This window comes from Streptomyces inhibens (assembly GCF_022221585.1).
GTDB classification, from domain to species: Bacteria; Actinomycetota; Actinomycetes; order Streptomycetales; family Streptomycetaceae; genus Streptomyces; species Streptomyces inhibens.
Genome location: NZ_CP084681.1, coordinates 4,863,971 through 4,880,605 on the forward strand (window position 1 = coordinate 4,863,971; position 16,635 = coordinate 4,880,605).

The 16,635-nt window shown below is 70.9% G+C and carries 17 protein-coding genes; 8 read left to right on the forward strand and 9 right to left on the reverse strand.

Features of this window, described 5'->3' with window-relative positions; genetic code table 11:
* Positions 1-66 precede the first annotated feature (66 nt).
* Positions 67-951, forward strand: coding sequence for an SCO2400 family protein (locus KI385_RS22215; protein WP_425356940.1), 885 nt, complete (start codon positions 67-69; stop codon positions 949-951).
* 125 nt (positions 952-1,076) lie between these two features.
* Complete coding sequence (locus KI385_RS22220; protein WP_238573922.1) at positions 1,077-1,865, forward strand: MBL fold metallo-hydrolase; 789 nt, start codon at positions 1,077-1,079, stop codon at positions 1,863-1,865.
* A 14-nt stretch (positions 1,866-1,879) separates the two neighbouring features.
* Here KI385_RS22220 and KI385_RS22225 read toward each other — a convergent pair whose 3' ends face one another.
* Positions 1,880-2,212, reverse strand: coding sequence for an STAS domain-containing protein (locus tag KI385_RS22225; RefSeq protein WP_238573923.1), 333 nt, complete (start codon positions 2,210-2,212; stop codon positions 1,880-1,882).
* Between the two features lie 158 nt (positions 2,213-2,370).
* The gene (locus tag KI385_RS22230; RefSeq protein ID WP_238573924.1) at positions 2,371-2,847 is read right to left on the reverse strand and encodes a DUF5994 family protein; all 477 of its coding nucleotides are present in this window, start codon (positions 2,845-2,847) and stop codon (positions 2,371-2,373) included.
* A 350-nt stretch (positions 2,848-3,197) separates the two neighbouring features.
* Between KI385_RS22230 and KI385_RS22235 the strand changes: the two genes are divergently transcribed.
* Positions 3,198-3,461: a hypothetical protein gene (locus tag KI385_RS22235; protein ID WP_238577797.1), complete on the forward strand. Its 264-nt coding sequence runs from the start codon at positions 3,198-3,200 to the stop codon at positions 3,459-3,461.
* 70 nt (positions 3,462-3,531) lie between these two features.
* Positions 3,532-3,804, forward strand: coding sequence for a hypothetical protein (locus KI385_RS22240; RefSeq protein WP_238573925.1), 273 nt, complete (start codon positions 3,532-3,534; stop codon positions 3,802-3,804).
* 62 nt (positions 3,805-3,866) lie between these two features.
* On the opposite strand, the gene KI385_RS22245 is transcribed toward KI385_RS22240, so the two are convergent.
* Positions 3,867-4,214 (reverse strand): helix-turn-helix domain-containing protein, encoded by a 348-nt coding sequence (locus KI385_RS22245; RefSeq protein ID WP_128503835.1) that lies wholly within the window; start codon positions 4,212-4,214, stop codon positions 3,867-3,869.
* Positions 4,215-5,195: 981 nt separating this feature from the next.
* On the opposite strand from KI385_RS22245, the gene KI385_RS22250 reads away from it, so the two are divergent.
* From KI385_RS22250 to KI385_RS22260, 3 genes are all read left to right on the forward strand, one after another.
* Entirely contained in the window at positions 5,196-5,399 is a 204-nt protein-coding gene (locus KI385_RS22250; protein ID WP_030809828.1) for a cold-shock protein, read from the forward strand.
* 350 nt (positions 5,400-5,749) lie between these two features.
* Positions 5,750-7,252, forward strand: coding sequence for a DEAD/DEAH box helicase (locus KI385_RS22255; RefSeq protein ID WP_238573926.1), 1,503 nt, complete (start codon positions 5,750-5,752; stop codon positions 7,250-7,252).
* Between the two features lie 81 nt (positions 7,253-7,333).
* Positions 7,334-7,660, forward strand: coding sequence for an SCO5918 family protein (locus KI385_RS22260; RefSeq protein ID WP_238573927.1), 327 nt, complete (start codon positions 7,334-7,336; stop codon positions 7,658-7,660).
* Between the two features lie 19 nt (positions 7,661-7,679).
* Here the strand turns inward: KI385_RS22260 and KI385_RS22265 are convergent, their stop codons facing one another.
* From KI385_RS22265 to KI385_RS22285, 5 genes are all read right to left on the reverse strand, one after another.
* On the reverse strand, positions 7,680-8,912 hold the full coding sequence (locus KI385_RS22265; RefSeq protein ID WP_238573928.1) for a glycosyltransferase: 1,233 nt from the start codon (positions 8,910-8,912) through the stop codon (positions 7,680-7,682).
* A gap of 68 nt (positions 8,913-8,980) precedes the next feature.
* Positions 8,981-10,039, reverse strand: coding sequence for a class I SAM-dependent methyltransferase (locus KI385_RS22270; RefSeq protein WP_238573929.1), 1,059 nt, complete (start codon positions 10,037-10,039; stop codon positions 8,981-8,983).
* Positions 10,036-11,259: an acyltransferase family protein gene (locus KI385_RS22275; RefSeq protein ID WP_238573930.1), complete on the reverse strand. Its 1,224-nt coding sequence runs from the start codon at positions 11,257-11,259 to the stop codon at positions 10,036-10,038. Before KI385_RS22275 ends, KI385_RS22270 begins: the two co-directional genes overlap by 4 nt.
* 214 nt (positions 11,260-11,473) lie before the next feature.
* A complete protein-coding gene (locus KI385_RS22280) occupies positions 11,474-12,187 on the reverse strand; it encodes a response regulator (protein ID WP_238573931.1) in 714 nt (237 codons plus the stop codon).
* A complete protein-coding gene (locus tag KI385_RS22285; RefSeq protein ID WP_238573932.1) occupies positions 12,184-13,434 on the reverse strand; it encodes a sensor histidine kinase in 1,251 nt (416 codons plus the stop codon). Before KI385_RS22285 ends, KI385_RS22280 begins: the two co-directional genes overlap by 4 nt.
* 196 nt (positions 13,435-13,630) lie before the next feature.
* Here KI385_RS22285 and KI385_RS22290 point away from each other — a divergent pair, with 196 nt between their 5' ends.
* The gene (locus KI385_RS22290; RefSeq protein ID WP_238573933.1) at positions 13,631-15,154 is read left to right on the forward strand and encodes a nitrilase-related carbon-nitrogen hydrolase; all 1,524 of its coding nucleotides are present in this window, start codon (positions 13,631-13,633) and stop codon (positions 15,152-15,154) included.
* On the opposite strand, the gene KI385_RS22295 is transcribed toward KI385_RS22290, so the two are convergent.
* The gene (locus KI385_RS22295; RefSeq protein WP_238573934.1) at positions 15,132-16,592 is read right to left on the reverse strand and encodes a protein kinase domain-containing protein; all 1,461 of its coding nucleotides are present in this window, start codon (positions 16,590-16,592) and stop codon (positions 15,132-15,134) included. The genes KI385_RS22290 and KI385_RS22295 overlap by 23 nt on opposite strands.
* Positions 16,593-16,635 lie beyond the last annotated feature (43 nt).

Genomic DNA, 16,635 nt, shown 5'->3' on the forward strand with positions numbered 1-16,635 from the left:
CCCGCGTGCGAACTTCAACAAGTCGCCGGCGTCCCTGGCGGCGCAGTCAGCACAGAAAGATCGCAGATGGACTACTGCTCGTCGTGCCGCCGGAACCTCAATGGGGCGCTCGTGTGCCCAGGATGTGGTGATTACGCTCCGGACATAGCCCCGCCTGCCCACCGCCACCGCAGCGCGGTGGCCTCCACCGCGCCGGCGTGGGAGACATGGCAGGCGACCGAAGCCCCCGCCCCGGAGTCCTACTACGGCGCGCATCGCTCCGAGGCCCCAGGGATCGGCAGCGGCGCGACCGCGGAAGCGGTGGCGGACGAGCCGGACGCCGATGCGGCCGGCAGCTTCGAAGACACCGCCGCCCCCACCGGGCAGGGCCGGGCGGCTCGGCGTCGGCAGCTGGCACGGTGGAAGAAGCACCGGCGTCGGGCCATGGCCGCCACGGCCTTTGCCCTTGTCGGCGGCGGCCTGACCGTCACCGCGCTACAGAACAGGCCCTCCACCGGCCAGGCCCACGCGGCCGCGGCGCCGGATCCGGAGACCGTGGGCCCGCCCCGTACGGCGACCACCGACGCGGTGTCGGAGCAGCCGGACGACCGGGCTTCGCGGCATCCCGGCTCCCGCCCGCCCCTCGCGGCCGGCCGGCAGCCGCACACCACCGCCGCCACGCCTCCCGCCTCCACGACGGCCCGGCAGCCGAGGACCACCGCCGCGGCCCCACCCTCCGCGGCCCCGAGCGCGGCCGCCCCGTCGACCCAGAGGGCGCATGTCGACAGCGCCGGCGGCACCGGCGGCCATGACAACACCGGCACCGCCGCCGCAGCGCCGAAGACGAACGCACCCGCTTCCGGCGGGGACTCGGACGCAGGCACCTCGCCCACGAACACTGCGCCGACCACGCCGGAGGCCGATCCGACATCGCCGTCGCATGTCTGTCTGCTGGGAGTTGTGTGCCTCTGACGGGTCGGACCCGTCCGCAGCGGCCGGGCCGGGGGAATACCTGACCCGGCCGGCTGCTTGGTGATCACGAGCGGATCAGGAGCATCCCACCGCTCCACTCGTGACCACGGCAGCGAAAGGCAGCAATGAGCGAGTCGACCCCGGCCCCTGCACCGACCGTCCGCTACCTCGGAGGACCCACCGCGGTCCTGGACCTCGCAGGGGTACGGCTGTTGACCGACCCCACCTTCGACCCGCCCGGCGACTACCCGATCGGCGAGCGGAAGCTGGTGAAGACCGACGGCCCGGCGCTCGGTCCGGCGGCGCTCGACCCGGTCGACGTGGTGCTGCTCTCCCACGACCAGCACCCGGACAATCTCGACCGGAGCGGCCGGGCCTACCTCGCCGAGGTGCCCCTGGTGCTGTCCACCGCCTCCGCGCACCAGCGGCTCGGCGGGAACGTACGGACCCTGGCGGACGGGGAAGAGTTCGACCTGCCGCGCCCGGACGGCGGAACGCTGCGGATCACCGGCGTGCCCGCCCAGCACGGTCCGGACGGCTCCGAGCATCTGGTCGGCGAGGTCACCGGATTCATGCTGTCCGGCGACGGCCTGCCCACGGTCTACGTCAGCGGCGACAACGCCTCGTTGGACGTGGTCCGCACGATCGCCCGGCGGTTCGGGCAGATCGACGTGGCGCTGCTGTTCGCCGGCGGCGCGCAGACCCCCCTGGTCGGCGACGCCTATCTCACGCTGCCGAGTGATCAGGCGGCACAGGCGGCACAGATCCTGGACGCCCGGAAGGTCGTACCGCTGCACTTCGAGCACTGGGGACACTTCACTCAGGGCGCCGACACGCTGGTCGAGGCGTTCGAGCGGGCGGGCCTCGCCTCCCGGTTGCACCTCCTGCGGCAGGGTGAGCAGACCGTGCTGTGACCCGCACGGTCTGCTCAGGTGGTTGGCGCCCCGGTCAGGGCAGCGGCCGTGCCGGTCTTGCGGAACAGCGTTCGCACCAGGGGTGACGTCACCCCCGTCACACGGAACGAGCTGCCCTGTTCCGTGGCCCTGCGACGGGCCCACAGCAGGACGTTCAGTCCCGAGCAGTCACAGAACGGCACCGAGGTGAAGTCGACCTCGATCCGGCCGGCGCCGTACGACAGCGCGGTCTCCAGGGCCCGCCGCAGCTGCGACGCGGTGACGACATCGATCTCTCCCGCCACGCGCACGGTGGTCCGGCCGTCGTCCCGGCTGATGACGGCCCGGAGTTCCTCGGTCTCCGTCATCGGCAGGTCCTTCGTTACGACGGTCGGTGACATCGGCGGCATCGGTGAAAGTGACATCAGCGGCATCGGTGGCATCGGTGGCATCGGTGGCTGAGTCTCCCTTGTAACACGTCATCCAGACGGTGACAATGCAAATGTCACCGAAAGGATGACACTGCTCAGGCCTGCTGGGTGGGGGCGGTGTCGATGAGGATCTGTCTCGCCTGGGCGACGTTGTCGGCCCGTACGGCCTCGGCCATCGCGGCGCGTGCCACGTCGGGTGCCGTCTGGGGAGGGACCACCAGCAGGGCGAAGTAGTCCTGGTCGCCGCGGGTGATGAGGATGGTGTCGTCACCGACCGGGAAGGAGTCGACGTGCACGATCCGGTCGTCGATGGTGAGCCGGGTGGGGAGCTCGTCCCAGGCGCTCTCGTCCAGGCCGACGCGCGTGATGGGGCCGAGATGTTCGCTCAGCGCGGCGATCAGGCTGGGCAGCTCGGCGCCGATGTCGCGGGAGCGCGGCCACCATGCGCCGTCCAGGAGCCCCTCGCGGGTGTGCGTCGTCTGCAGCCTCAGGCAAGCCGTCCCGGGTTGCACGGACTCGTGGATCGCGTCCGGCAGCAGCTTGGGAGGGTGTGGGGTGTCGGAATCGGCCATGATGTGCGCCCGTCTGGGGGTGGGTGCATGGGCTCGTCGCCCGGCGAGGTCAAGGTGGCCGCCGCGAGCGGAGAGTCCTCGGTAACCTCACCGTACTCCGCGTTCCGGCGGCCTCGTCCGCTGCTCCGGCCGACGGCCCGCGCCCCGGGAAATGCCTGGTTGGACACGGTGCAGCACATTCGGCGAACTACGTCCCGGAGTAGAGTGAAACGACGGCCCGGCTGATGTCCGCCGCAGCCGCTCCGGGCAGCCTCCGCACCGCCGCCATGGTCATGGCCGACGAGATCAGGCGGGCCGGCAGCGACGTCACCCAGATCCGGCAGCGGCCTCACCCAGATGACGAGGACGGTATGAAACCTGCGGAACCCGTGCCCACGGCGGGGCGTGCCGAGGTGCGGATCGTCGCCGCGTCCCCCGAGACGGCCCGCCAGGTCGCGGAAGTTCTCCGGCGCTGCTTCGCATCCACCGAACAACGCAGCTACCCCGCCGGCCGCGACGGCGCGACCCGGCTCCACTTCACCGTGGACACCACGCACACCGCCGAGCCCGCACGCTCCTGGCTGGCGTCCAGCCAGCCGACGGACGGCGACCGGGCACACGGCGACGAGGTCTGACGCAACGGGCCTCGACGAGGCGTGTCCACGGCAGGGCACCGGCACCGGCCGCGTAGGAGAGGCGGCAGCCATGGCAACACTGCACGAGCGGAAGACCTACCGCGAGAAGGTCATGCAGGCGCTGTACGAGGCCACCGAAGGGAACCGCCTTCTGGGCCTCACCGGGGCGAAACTGCACGACGCTCTCGGCGTACCGGGAGAGGACCTGGCCGCCGCCTGCACGTACTTGGCGGGCGAGGGCCTGATCACGGTCGACTGGGGAGCGGGAAACACACCCTCGATGGTCACGCTGACGCATCAGGGCATCCGGTACATGGAAGCCGAGGAGGAGGGACAGGGCTGACGCGGTGCCTCACGCGGTCGCCCGTCCGCCGAGGGGCGGGGAGGCCCTCGGCCGGTGTCTGCTCAGGAGCCGGCCGACCGGTCCGAGCCGGCGCCGGAGCGCCGCAGTTCTTCGTTGAGCCGCTGGGCCTCTTCGAGCTGGTCTTCGAGGATGACGATGCGGCAGGCGGCATCGATCGGGGTGCCCTGGTCGACGAGTTCACGGGCGCGGGCCGCGATGCGCAGCTGGTAGCGGGAGTAGCGGCGGTGGCCGCCTTCGGAACGCAGCGGAACGATGAGGCGGGCGTCGCCGACGGCCCGCAGGAAGGCGGGCGTGGTGCCGATCATCTCCGCGGCGCGGCCCATGGTGTAGGCGGGGTAGTCGTCGTCATCGAACTTGTCGGTGGCGTGCTCTTGGTTCTTCGCAGGCATTGCACCTCTTTGTAGGACGCATCGAGGGGCCCTGGTGCTTCCGACACCAGGGCCCCGAGGGGTTTCAACACCATCTACCGGTGCCGTGCACCGGCCTTCGGTTTCCGCATGCCTGCCCGCGGGGGCGGGGATGCGGGGATCGCTGCTGCGTGACCAACGGACCACCTTCCCATCCTGGTCCTGTGGCTCCCGAGCGGACCGGGTCCGTGCTCGGGCGATCCTGATGGCGCCTCCTCCTCCTTCTGTTCTCTTGCCGGAACTGCCTCTTGCGGTGGTGCGGTGGTGCGTGACGGCCCTTGAACCGCCCGCTCGCGGCAGTGCCGCGGCCGCACCTCACGGGCATCGTTGACTACAAGAAGAACTTTACTCGCATGAGTGCCGGATGTCTGTAGCGGCCGATGCAGATTACCTCTACTGGGGTACGGGAGGGCCAGGTGCGGCCGATGGTGGCCGGGATCGGCCGTCACAGAAAATTCGGCCGCCTGGAACGCGTCAACCGGCCGGAGTCAGACCGCAAGTGGCCGGGCACGAAAAGCGATATCGGCCATATCGTTCCGCGCGTGAATCCATAAATCTCCGCTCGCGCTTTGCCCGTTTCTGTGCCGGTGACAGGAAATATTCGCGGTCGGGTCGCGGTCGGACGCCGCGCCTGCGTGGGCGCGGGCCAGGCCGGTTGACCTCGTACGGGAGGGCGCCGGTGGTGAATATCTGATGCCGCAACTACAGAAATTGCCGGTGTGCCGGTAGGGATTTTTTGTGCCCCGAAAATACTGTGCCGACATTGTTGTGCGCGGCCCGGACCGTCGTGCTACTGTCGTTCTCAGTTGCAGTTGTGGTTCCCAGAGACTTCAAGTGCTTTCGCCGTCGTATACAGCGGGAGTGCTTTTGTATTTTCCGGCATATTTCCGGACGGGGCATCATCGCGGCGACGCGGGGTCCGCACAGTGCGGGCCTCGGGCACTGCCCCGAAGGAGATATGACATGGCTACTGGCACCGTGAAGTGGTTCAACGCGGAAAAGGGTTTCGGCTTCATCGAGCAGGAGGGTGGCGGCGCTGACGTCTTCGCCCACTACTCGAACATCGCCGCCCAGGGCTTCCGCGAGCTGCAGGAGGGCCAGAAGGTGAGCTTCGACGTCACGCAGGGCCAGAAGGGCCCGCAGGCCGAGAACATCGTTCCCGCCTGAAGCTGACGCGTACAACGAAAGCTGGGGCCCGCACCTTGGGTGCGGGCCCCAGCTTCGTTGCTTTCCCGAGCAACTCCGTGTGTGCCGTGACGGCCGCACGAGCGGCGCGGGGCCGCCCCTCCGGCTGCCCGCGCGCCATCTGCCGCGGCAGGACATCGGTCCGCCCGCCTGATCCGGCATCCTGCGCGTCCGCCCCGGCGGCGCCTGCCGATCCCTTTTCGACGCGAGGGGCCCGTCCACTCCGCCCCCGCTTCGTTTCGTCGCTTACTTCGGTCCGTTGTTGCGATTCTTCTGTGTGCGGCCCTTGCCGCCGGAGTCTCCTCGACGTGCCGCATCGAGGAAGGTTCTGTATGAACCACACAGCTCGCAGCAACAGCCGCTCTTCCCGCTCCCGCTCCGGCGGTGCTTCCGGCTCCGGCCGCGGCGGCTACCGCTCGCAGGCGCCGGGCCGCTCCGGCGGCCATGGGCGTCGTCCCGTCGCGCTGCAGGGAGAGTTCGCCCTGCCCGTCACGCACACCCCCGCCCTGCCGCCGGCAGCGAGCTTCGCCGAACTGGACATGCCGTCCGCGCTGTTGGCGTCGCTGACCGCCGAAGGGGTCTCGGAGCCGTTCCCGATCCAGGCCGCCACGCTGCCGAATTCGCTGGCGGGCCGGGACGTCCTGGGCCGCGGGCGCACCGGTTCGGGCAAGACGCTCGCCTTCGGTCTCGCCCTGCTGGCCCGTACGGCCGGACAGCGTGCCGAGCCCTGCCGGCCGCTCGCCCTGATCCTGGTTCCCACCCGGGAGCTCGCCCAGCAGGTCACCGACGCGCTCACCCCCTACGCCCGGTCGCTGAAACTGCGGCTGACCACGGTCGTCGGCGGTATGTCGATCGGCCGCCAGGCAAGCGCGCTGCGCGGTGGCACCGAAGTCGTCGTCGCGACCCCCGGCCGGCTCAAGGACCTGATCGACCGCGGTGACTGCCGTCTGAACCAGGTCGCCATCACCGTGCTGGACGAGGCCGACCAGATGGCCGACATGGGCTTCATGCCCCAGGTCACCGCGCTGCTCGACCAGGTACGTCCCGAGGGGCAGCGGATGCTCTTCTCGGCCACCTTGGACCGCAATGTCGACCGTCTGGTCCGGCGCTATCTGACCGACCCGGTGGTCCACTCCGTCGACCCCTCGGCCGGCGCCGTCACCACGATGGAACACCACCTGCTGCACGTCCACGACGCCGACAAGCACGCCACCACGACCGAGATCGCCGCCCGCGAGGGCCGCGTGATCATGTTCCTGGACACCAAGCACGCCGTGGACAAGCTCACCAAGCATCTGCTCGGCAGTGGGGTACGCGCGGCGGCGCTGCACGGCGGGAAGTCCCAGCCCCAACGCACCCGCACCCTGGCCCAGTTCAAGACCGGTCATGTGACGGTGCTGGTGGCCACCAATGTCGCGGCCCGCGGGATCCACGTCGACAACCTCGACCTCGTCGTGAACGTCGACCCGCCCACCGACCACAAGGACTATCTGCACCGCGGCGGCCGTACCGCCCGCGCCGGCGAGTCCGGCAGCGTGGTGACGCTCGTCCTGCCCAACCAGCGCCGCACCATGAACCGCCTGATGGCCGACGCCGGTATCACCCCGCAGAGCACCCAGGTCCGCTCCGGTGAGGCCGAACTCAGCCGGATCACCGGCGCCCAGGCGCCCTCCGGTGTCCCGGTCACCATCGCCGCGCCGGTCGTCGAGCGCGCCAAGCGCAGCAGCTCCTCGTCACGCGGCCGACGCAGCCGCCCCGCCCAGGCGCGACGCTCCGCAGGATCGTCCCGGACGGCCACGGACCCGCGGCGGTCCTCCCGCGGCACGGCCGCGTGATCCCCCGCCGCTGAACCGTCACGCCCGACTCGTCGACCGGACATCCGCATCCGGTCCTCTCTTCGACCCCCTTGAGGCACTATGCGCTGCGTTATCGCCCGCTTTCCGTTCGACCTGATCACATCCGAGGTGGAGGAGGCGATGGTGAACATCGATCCCGAACCCGTCACGGGCGACTCCGTGCTCATCAACCACCGCTCCTACCCGGTCAAGCAGGTCGGTGAAATCATCACCCGCCAGGACCGTCGTGACTTCACCGCCGGCGAAGTGACCCGAGCGCTGAGCCGCCTCGGCTTCACCTGCCGCTCCGTTCCCGCGTTCACGCCCGCCCCGGCCCTCAGCCCGCTGGAAGCGGCATCGGCCATGCTCGGGACCCCGGACGCGGCCGACCTGGACCGCCTCGGCTGAACGCGCCGGCCGGGCTCGTTCAGCCGGCCAGTCGCTCCACCGCGGTCAGGACGCGGCCGGCGCCGTCCTCGGCGTCGATCAACGCCGCGAGCTGACGGGCGCGTTGACGGTAGCGGGGCTCGTCCACGGCCTTCCGTATCGCTGCCGCGAGGTCTTCCGCGGACAGCCGCCGGAACGGCACCCTGCCCGGGCTGACCCCGAGTGCGGTGAGACGCGACGCCCAGAACGACTGGTCCAGCATCACCGGCACCGGGACCGCCGGCACCCCCGCGCGCAGACCGGCCGCCGTGGTCCCGGCACCCGCGTGGTGGACGACGGCCGACATCTGCGGAAACAGGCGGGCGTGCGGGACCTCCCCCACCGTCAGCACATCGTTCCCCTCGACCGACAGACCGGCCCGCCCCGTCTGGACGACACCGCGCACCCCGGCGAGCCGCAGGGCTCGTGTCACCAGCAGCCCGAGCCGCTCCGGGTCGCCGGGCGCCATGCTGCCGAAGCCCACGTACACCGGTGGCGGGCCGGCTTGCAGGAATTCCGCCAGCCGGGGCTCCGGCGTCCGGTCCGCGGCCTTTGACGGCCACCAGTAGCCCGCCACCTCCAGCCCCGGCCGCCAGTCGGCGGGCCGGGGCACCACCGTGGGGCTGAAACCGTGGTGGACGGGCCAGGTCGCCCGCCGCCGCTCCAGGGCGTCCGGCGTCACGCCCAGCCGGCGCTGGAGATGGCGCACTCCAGGCGCATAGGCCCGGGCCAGTAATGCCTGGGCGCCGCGTCCTGCGATCCGGTTGCCGTACGGTCCCAACGACGGCAGGTCGACGATGACCGGCGGGAACTCCCGGGTGGGGGCGAGGGGCTGCAAGAAGACGCCGAGGCTGGGCAGTTGCAGACCCTCCGCCGCCACGAGCCCCAGCGGGGCCAGGCTGCCGGACAGCAGAAGGATCTCTGCGCCCGACGCACAGGCATCGGCCACCGCGTCGGCCATTTCCGGCGCCAACTCCCGTGCCAGCCGCATCTGTTCGACCTTGTTGAGGTCGGCGCCACGGCCGCTCTCCCCCGGCCCGCGCCCCGTTCCCGATGCGGCGTACCGGTCGAGCGGAAGGGGGCGAAAGCCCAGGCCGCTGCGGCGGACCAGCTCGGCCGAGCGTGCGCTTGCCGCCATCTCCACCGTGTGCCCGGCCTGACGCAGTCGGACCCCGAGACCGGTGTAGGGGGCGACGTCCCCGTGCGAACCTGCGGTAGCGATGAGTACGTGCATGGTCGGCTGTGTCCTTCCTGTTGTGCGGTGGCCGGGACAGCGGCGGCTTCAGGGCCGCCGCCCTCTTGTCAGTCCCGTCGTGCGACCACCCGGTAGGCGTTGGACAGACGCGTGCGCCGGGTAAGGGGGGCCAGCAGGATGTCGCATGCGAAGAGGGCGAGCAGCGCGGGTGCGGCGGCCGGCAGGCACAGCGTGCGGATGCCGCGGCCGAGCGGGCCCGGCCGCTCGGGCAGCCAGGGCAGGTTCTCCCCCGGCAGCACGGAATGGAGCATGTTCACGGCCGCGGACGTCAGATCGGTGGGGATATGGGGCTCTTGCCGGTCGGTGGCCACGACGGTGAATCCCTGCTCGGCCAGTTCGCCGCAGAGGTTGTCCAGCGGGATCAGGTGCAGATGCTGTGGCTGGAGCCAGGGGCCCCACCATCGGCCGAACAGCCGGGCGGCGGCGGACTGGGGGTCGGGGACTTCGATCAGGAGCAGGCCGCCGGGCCGTAGCGTCGTGTACGCGGTGGTCAGTTCCTGCCGTGGCACGAGGGTGTGTTCCAGGTAGTGGTGCATGCTCACCACGTCGTACCGGCAGTCCAGTTGGCCGGCCAGACCGGTGAAAGAGCCCCGGTAGGCGCGGGCGATACGGCCCTTGCGTGCGGCGATCTCGACGCCTTCGCCCTGGTCGAGCCCGTGGAATTCGGTCCCGGGATGGATTCTCCGGGCTTCGGCGCAGAAGTGGCCGTGGCCGGTGCCCACGTCCAGCCAGAGCAAGGGGCGGCTGAACGGGAGAAGTGCCCGGGCGCGGGCCCGGTAGAGCTTGGCCGCGAGGGGCGAGGCGGCCAACCGTGCCATCGTTTCCTCGCCCAGGCCGTCGTAGCAGTCGCGGTAGTAGAAGGTCAGTCCGTCCGCGCTCAGCCGGGGGTTCTGGAAGACGTGCCCGCAGTTGCGGCACTCGTCGAGGACGAAGTCTCCCGGTTTGCGCTGGGCGTGGTTGGCGGTGCGCAGGCGCCGTCGCAGATGGGCGGAGGTGCACCAGGGGCAGGTGGTGCGCGGTCGCTCGAAGAACCGTTCCAGCCCTTGCGCCAGTTCGTCCTCGTAGCGGGGCCTGAGGGCGGCGATCTGCTTGCTTCGCGTACTCATCGCAGGGAGCCTCGTTCCGCTGTGGCCGTGGTGGGCCGGCACGTGGGCGCCGCGGGAGCACGCCGCGCGGAGATCCGACGCTGACAGGGCCGCTCCACTCCCACGTACAGCAGCCACGAGGCCAGCATTGCCAGGGGGAGCGCGACCAGCACCATCTCGAAACCGCTCCAGCCACGACCCGTCAGCCACACATACATCGGCCCCATCACCAGCAGATGGACGAGGTACATGGAGTAGGACATCTTGCCCAGGTACACCAAGGGTGGTGTGCGCAGCAGCGATGCTCTGCCGCGCACGTCCAGCTGCGCGGTCGCGTGCACGAGCACGACGAGCGGGACCACGGTCGCGGCCGCGTACATGAACCTGCGCGGCAGGTACGTACTGTTCACCACGATCGTGCTGATGACTCCCAGCGCGGCGGGGAGCACGCCGATCCGCGGGAGCCGGATCCCCGACACGGAGATACGGGCCACCAGCATGCCGAGGACGAACTCGGGCAGCCGGGTGACCGGCAGCATGTACAAGAACCAGTACTCGCGAAAGAACTCTCCGCCGGGGTTGACGACGAGCTCACAGAACACCGGCCATGCCCAGACAAGGGCGACGGCCACTCCCGCGCCGACCAGGAGCCCACGGCGCGAGCGCCGCTCGACCCATGGCCGGAGTACGGGGAAGAGAAGGTAGAAGAACATGTCGGCGGCCAGGGTCCAGGAGACCGGGTTGCCCGCGGAGACGAAGCGGTGGCTGGGAACCCAGGTGTTCACCATGAAGAGGCTGGAGAGGTGGGCCGCCATTCCGGAACGGCTCGTGTCGGCCGCCGCACCGACGCCGGCGAGCGCCGCCATGACCACGCACCAGGTGAGGAGGTGATTGGGAAGAATCTTGGCCGCACGCCGCCGCCAGAACGCGCGTGCGGTGTCGGTCGGGCGGGCGGAATGGGTCAGCACATAGCCGCTCATGATGAAGAAGAGCGATACCGCACTCCCGCCCACCCATACTTCGGGTCCGAGAGTCCGGGCGAGGTGAGGGTCGATCAACAGCATGCAGTGCGCGTAGATGACCGCGCCCGCGGCGGCGAAACGCAGTCCGGTCAGAGACGGTAGCCGCAGGGGCACGGGGCGCGTGCCGTCCTCCACCGGTGGTTCCGCTTCCATGCGGCCGGCGAGGAGTCGGCCCGCCAAGGCGGTGGGCAGGCACGACAGCCTGGGGAGATGACGCATGAGAGATCTCCTGCGAGAGAGCGCCCAGGTCGATGACCACCACTCACATGCGTAGGGGCGCACGGGTGGGTCACCCGGGATCGGATGGCATGACTGATCCTGGCCCGTGCAGGGGAATGGGCGGCCCGTCGCGCGGATGCCACGATTCACCCACCGCTGCACGCCGCGGCATAGGGGGGCGACCCGATTTCACCCGGACGGACCAGTGGTCATCTCACCGGTGCGGGCCCTCGGGGGGATCGGCCGGGAGCAGCCCCGCCTCGTGCGCGAGAACGGCGGCCTGGACGCGGTTGTCCAGGCCGAGGCGGGTGAGGATGCGGTTGACCCGGCTCTTCACATTGGCCTGGGTCAGCCCGAGGTCATCGGCGATCTGAAGGTTGGACCGTCCCCGTGCGACCAGCACGAGGACCTGCAGTTCGCGTGCGGTGAGCGCGTCGGTGATCCGGTCGCGGCCGGCTTGCGGGCGGGGCGTGCCGGGAACGAGCCCGGCGGGCAGTGCGGTGAAGGCGCCGATGAGCCGGTGGGTGACGCTCGGGGCGAGCATGGCCTCCCCGTCGGCGACGACGCGGAGGGCATGGGCGAGTTGGTCGGGTGGACTGTTCTTCAGCAGGAAGCCGCAGGCGCCCGCCCGCAGCGCCGCGTGCACATATTCGTCCAGATCGAAGGTGGTGAGGACGAGGATGCGGGGTGGCGGTTCGGGTCGTGGCCAGTGGGTGAGAATGCGCCGGGTGGCCTCGACTCCGGTCATGCCGGGCATCCGGACGTCCATGACCACGACGTCGGGCCGAAGGTCGAAGGCCATGGCGACCGCCTGCTCGCCGTCGGCGGCATCACCGACGACGGTGAATTCGTCGCGGCGGTCGATGACGGCGCGCAGCGCCTCCCGGACCATCTCCTGGTCGTCGACGATGAGCACACGCGTGGTCACGAGGGCGCCTTCCGGGGCGGAGCGACCGGCACCGGGGAGTCGCCGGAGATCCCGGCAAGGGTGGCGGTGACCTGCCATCCGCCGCGCGGGTGCGGGCCGGCGTGCGAGGTGCCGTCGAAGGCCGCGACGCGTTCGCGGATATTGATCAGACCGCGGCCGGAGCCGGGTACAGGCCGGTGACCGGACGGCGGTCCCCCCGGGGACGGTGGTCCGTTCTCGACCTCGATGGTCAGCGTCGACCGGTCATGGCGCAGGGCGATCAGTACGTCGGTGGGGCCGGCGTGCTTGAGGACGTTGGTCAGTGCCTCCTGCACGATGCGGTAGGCCGATATCTGGATCGCGGGCGGAAGGTCACCGAGCGACCCGTCCAGCGTCGCGGTCACCCGGCAGCCGGCCGCCTCGGCCGCGCCGAAGAGCCGGTCGATGTGCAAAAGGGACGGCTCCGGTGCGATGTCCGCACGCCGGGCGGTGAGCAGACCGAGAATGCGGCGCATCTCGATGAGCGCGGTGTCGGCGGTTTCCGCGATGCGCGCCACACCCCGCAGGCCGCCGGGCGGGTCGTCCTGGAGCACCTCCTCGGTGGCTCGCGCCTGTACGGCGATGGCGCTCACGTGGTGGGCGACCACGTCATGCAGATCGCGGGCGATACGGGCCCGCTCGGCGACGACGGCCTGCCGCGCGTTGATCTCCCGCTCGGCGCGGAGACGGTCGTTGAGCTCGCGCAGCCGGCCGGCATGGATGTCGATCCGCCGCCGCCCGTGGCCCAGGAGCCAGGCGACGCCGTAGAAGGCGACGAATGTCGTCGCCGTGATCGGCTCCAGCGAGCCGAGCCGGGGCGGCCCGGACCGGCCGCTGAGAAGGTCCGTCGCCACCGCCGTGGTGAGCGACAGCACGGCTCCCGGCAGGCTCACCGTCACCGGGGTGTACCGGGCGAGCGCGTACACCGCGAAGATCAGCAAGTACGGTCCCGGTGTCTTCCCCGGGACCGGATCGAGCGTCTCGAAGAGGACGAAGGCGACGGTCATGGCGCCCAGGACCGCACGGGGGTGCCGGCGGCGCCAGAACAGCGGAAGGGTCTGCAGGGCCCAGAGCGCCACGCCGGCCGGGCCCGGTGCCGGGTCCCTGGCCGGCAGCGTCGCCACGTCGAAGGCGGTCAGCCCGCCGCCGAGCGCGAGGTCGGTCAGCCAGGGCCGGCCGGCGAACCGGCGGTACGCGCCCTGCAGGGCTGCTCTCGGATCTGTGTTCATCTCTGGGCGCCAAGGCTAGCCATCCCCGAGCGGGGCGTGATCCTCCGCGGGGCCGCATCGAAAGTTGCGCGGGCCCGCGGCAGATCGGCAACCAGGACGACGTTCGGTGCGCACGCGCGCTCCTAGCGTCGAATCCTGACCGGCCCGGCCTCCGAGAAGGACTGCCGGCGGCCGGTGCCGACACCTGAAGGGACCGATGAACACGATGGGCAACGACAGGCCCACCACGCCGACTTGGCGGCGCTACGCACTGCTGGCTCTCGGAGCCGCGGCCCAGCTCTTCGCGGTCGGCGGCCGCTGGGACATCGCCGCCGCGGCATGGATCTTCCCGGTGCTGCTGCTGCGCTTCACCCGCACCGGCCGCGCAGGGTCGGGCGCGCTGTGGATCTGGCTGGCCAACACCGCCGCGGCAGCGTTCTGGCTCTTCGAGTCGGCGCTCGGATTCACCGCCGTCACCCTCGCGGGCGCGCTCGCTCTCGCGGCGCTGCTGACCCTGCCGTTCCTGCTCGACCGGCTGCTCATCGGCCGGTTGCGCCCGTGGATGTCGGTGCTGGTCCTGCCCGCCGCGGTCGCCGGAGCCGAATTCCTCATCACGCTGCCGTCCCCGTTCGGCACCGCCTACGGCGCACTGGCGGTCACGCAGTACGAGAACCTGCCGCTGCTGCAAGTCATCTCGGCCACCGGCTCCTACGGGGTCGGATTCCTGATCGCCTGGTGCGCCAGTGTGGCCAACCGGGCCTGGGAGACCGCCTCCTGGCGCTCGGCGCGCCGCGGCGTCCTCACGTACACGGCCGTCCTGCTGGCCGTCCTCCTCGGCGGCGGGGCACGGCTCGCCTTCTTCCCGCCCGAGGCGCCGACGGTGCGGATCGCCGGCGTCACCGCCGACGCCTCGGTGATCCGCGCCCAGAAGGCGGCGATCGCGCGGATTCCCGGTGGTGGTCGTCGCGACATCGCCGCCGCGGCTCCCTCGACGGTGCAGCCGGCCATGACCGCGGTGCGCAACAGCCTGCTGGCCGCTACCCGGCGGGAGGCCGAGGCCGGGGCGAAGATCGTGGTCTGGCCCGAGGAGGCCGTCAAGACACTGGCGGCGAACGAAGCGGCCACCATCGCCGCGGCCCGGGACCGGGCCCGTCGATCCGGGATCTACCTGGAGATCGGCGTCGAGGTGTACAACACGGTCGCACCGGGATACGGCCGCGACGAGACGCTCCTCATCGACCCCCACGGAAAGGTCATCTGGACCTACCAGAAGGCCCACCCGATCCCCGGCTCGGAGCCCTTCACCCCCGGCGACGGCCGGGTCCCCGTCGTGGACACTCCGTACGGCCGGCTCGCGAACGTCATCTGCTACGACGCGGATTTCCCCGGCATGATGCGCGTCCGGGCCGACATCATGCTCGTCCCCTCGCACGACTGGCAGGAATACGGGCGCGCCCACACCCGAAAGGCCGCGCTGCGCGCCGTCGAAGGCGGATACGCGGTGGTCCGCCAGGATTCCGAGGGCGTCTCGGCCGCCTTCGACAACCAGGGGCATGTCCTCGCCACCACGGACTACTTCACCACCGATCAGCAAACGACGGTGGCCTATGTGCCGACCCGGGGTGTCACCACGCTCTACGACCGGATCGGCGACACCTTTGCCTGGCTCTGCCTCGCCGCCGTCGGTGCGTTCCTCGCCATCGGCCTGACCGCTCCGCTCAGGCGCCGGCCCGGGAACTGAGACTGCGTGCCTTGAGCTCCTGGGCGCCGACGGCGAGCGTGACGCCCAGGAGCAGGACGTAGAAGACGCCGATCTTCTGCAGGTCGTCGAGGAAGAACCAGACGGAGGCCAGGGCGGTGAACCAGAACGCCACCAGCGCGAATCCGCCCGTGCGCCGGTCCTTGTACCCGGCGGCGAGACAGAGTGCGGCGACGATCCCCAGGACCAGGGCGACGATGACGTAGAGGGTGTCCCAGCCGATGTAGCCACGGGCGAGCTCGGAGAACACCGCCACAAACTCCGCCACCGGGCCCCATGCCACCGCGCACGCGAGCCGCGCCGACCACAGCAGGAGCACGGCGCCCGCGATTCCCGCGAGCAGGGCGACACGGGAGAACTGGCCGACCTCGATCGCCCCGGTCCGGGATATCAGCAGGGAAAGGAAGCAGCCGAGCAGCGCGACCGCCCCCTCGGCCGTCGGCCGGAACACCACCCGCGCCGGCCTGCGACGCGCGCGCTGCGGCGCCGGTCCGCGTCGGGAAGGCACCGGGGAGTCGGCCGCCGCCCGGGCAGGCGACCCGGCCATGGGGTCGAGCGTGGTGGGGGTGCGTACGGGGGCGGCCGGTGCGACCCGGGACGCTCCGTCGAGTGCCGCCTTCATCGCCGAGGCCTCCGCGAAGCGGTCCTGCCGGTCCTTGTGCAGCGCCCGGACGATCACCGCGTCCACGGCGGGCGGCAGCTCGGGGCGGAGCTGCGAGGGCGGCACCGGTTCCGCGGCCAGATGCTGGTGCATGACGGCGAACGGTGAATCTCCGGTGTACGGGGGGTGCCCGGTCAGCAGCTCGTAGAGCAGACAGCCCACGGCGTACAGGTCCGTGCGGTGATCGGTCTCGCCGCCCCTGATCTGCTCCGGGGCCAGATAGGCGGGTGTGCCGACCGCCACGCCCGTTCCGGTCAGCCGGGTGGCCATCTCGCTGAGCGCCTTGGCGATGCCGAAGTCGACGACCTTGATCTTCCCGGTGCCGGTGAGCATCACATTGGCGGGCTTGATGTCCCGGTGCACGATGGCGTGCCGGTGGCTGTGCTCCAGCGCCTCCAGCACCTGGCCCGCGATGTCGAGCGCCTGCGCCACCGGCAGCCGGCCCTCGTTCAGGACCTGGCTGAGGGTTCGGCCTTCCACGTACTCCATGACGAGAAAGGGCTCGGCCGAGCCGCCGCCGGCGTCCTCACCCACGTCATGAACGGTGGCCACACCAGGGTGGTTGAGCGCGGCGGCGGCATGCGCCTCGCGCTGGAACCGGGAGAGGAACTCGGGTTGCAGCGCCAACTCGGCGGAGAGGGTCTTGACGGCGACGGTACGGCGCAACCGGCGGTCGACGGCCCGGTACACCGTTCCCATACCGCCGCGCCCGAGCTGTTCCACCAGCTCGTAGCGCTGCCCCAATAGCCTGTGCTCCACCGAGTTCCTCCATGGATGGTCAACGCCAACATGCAGGAAGACG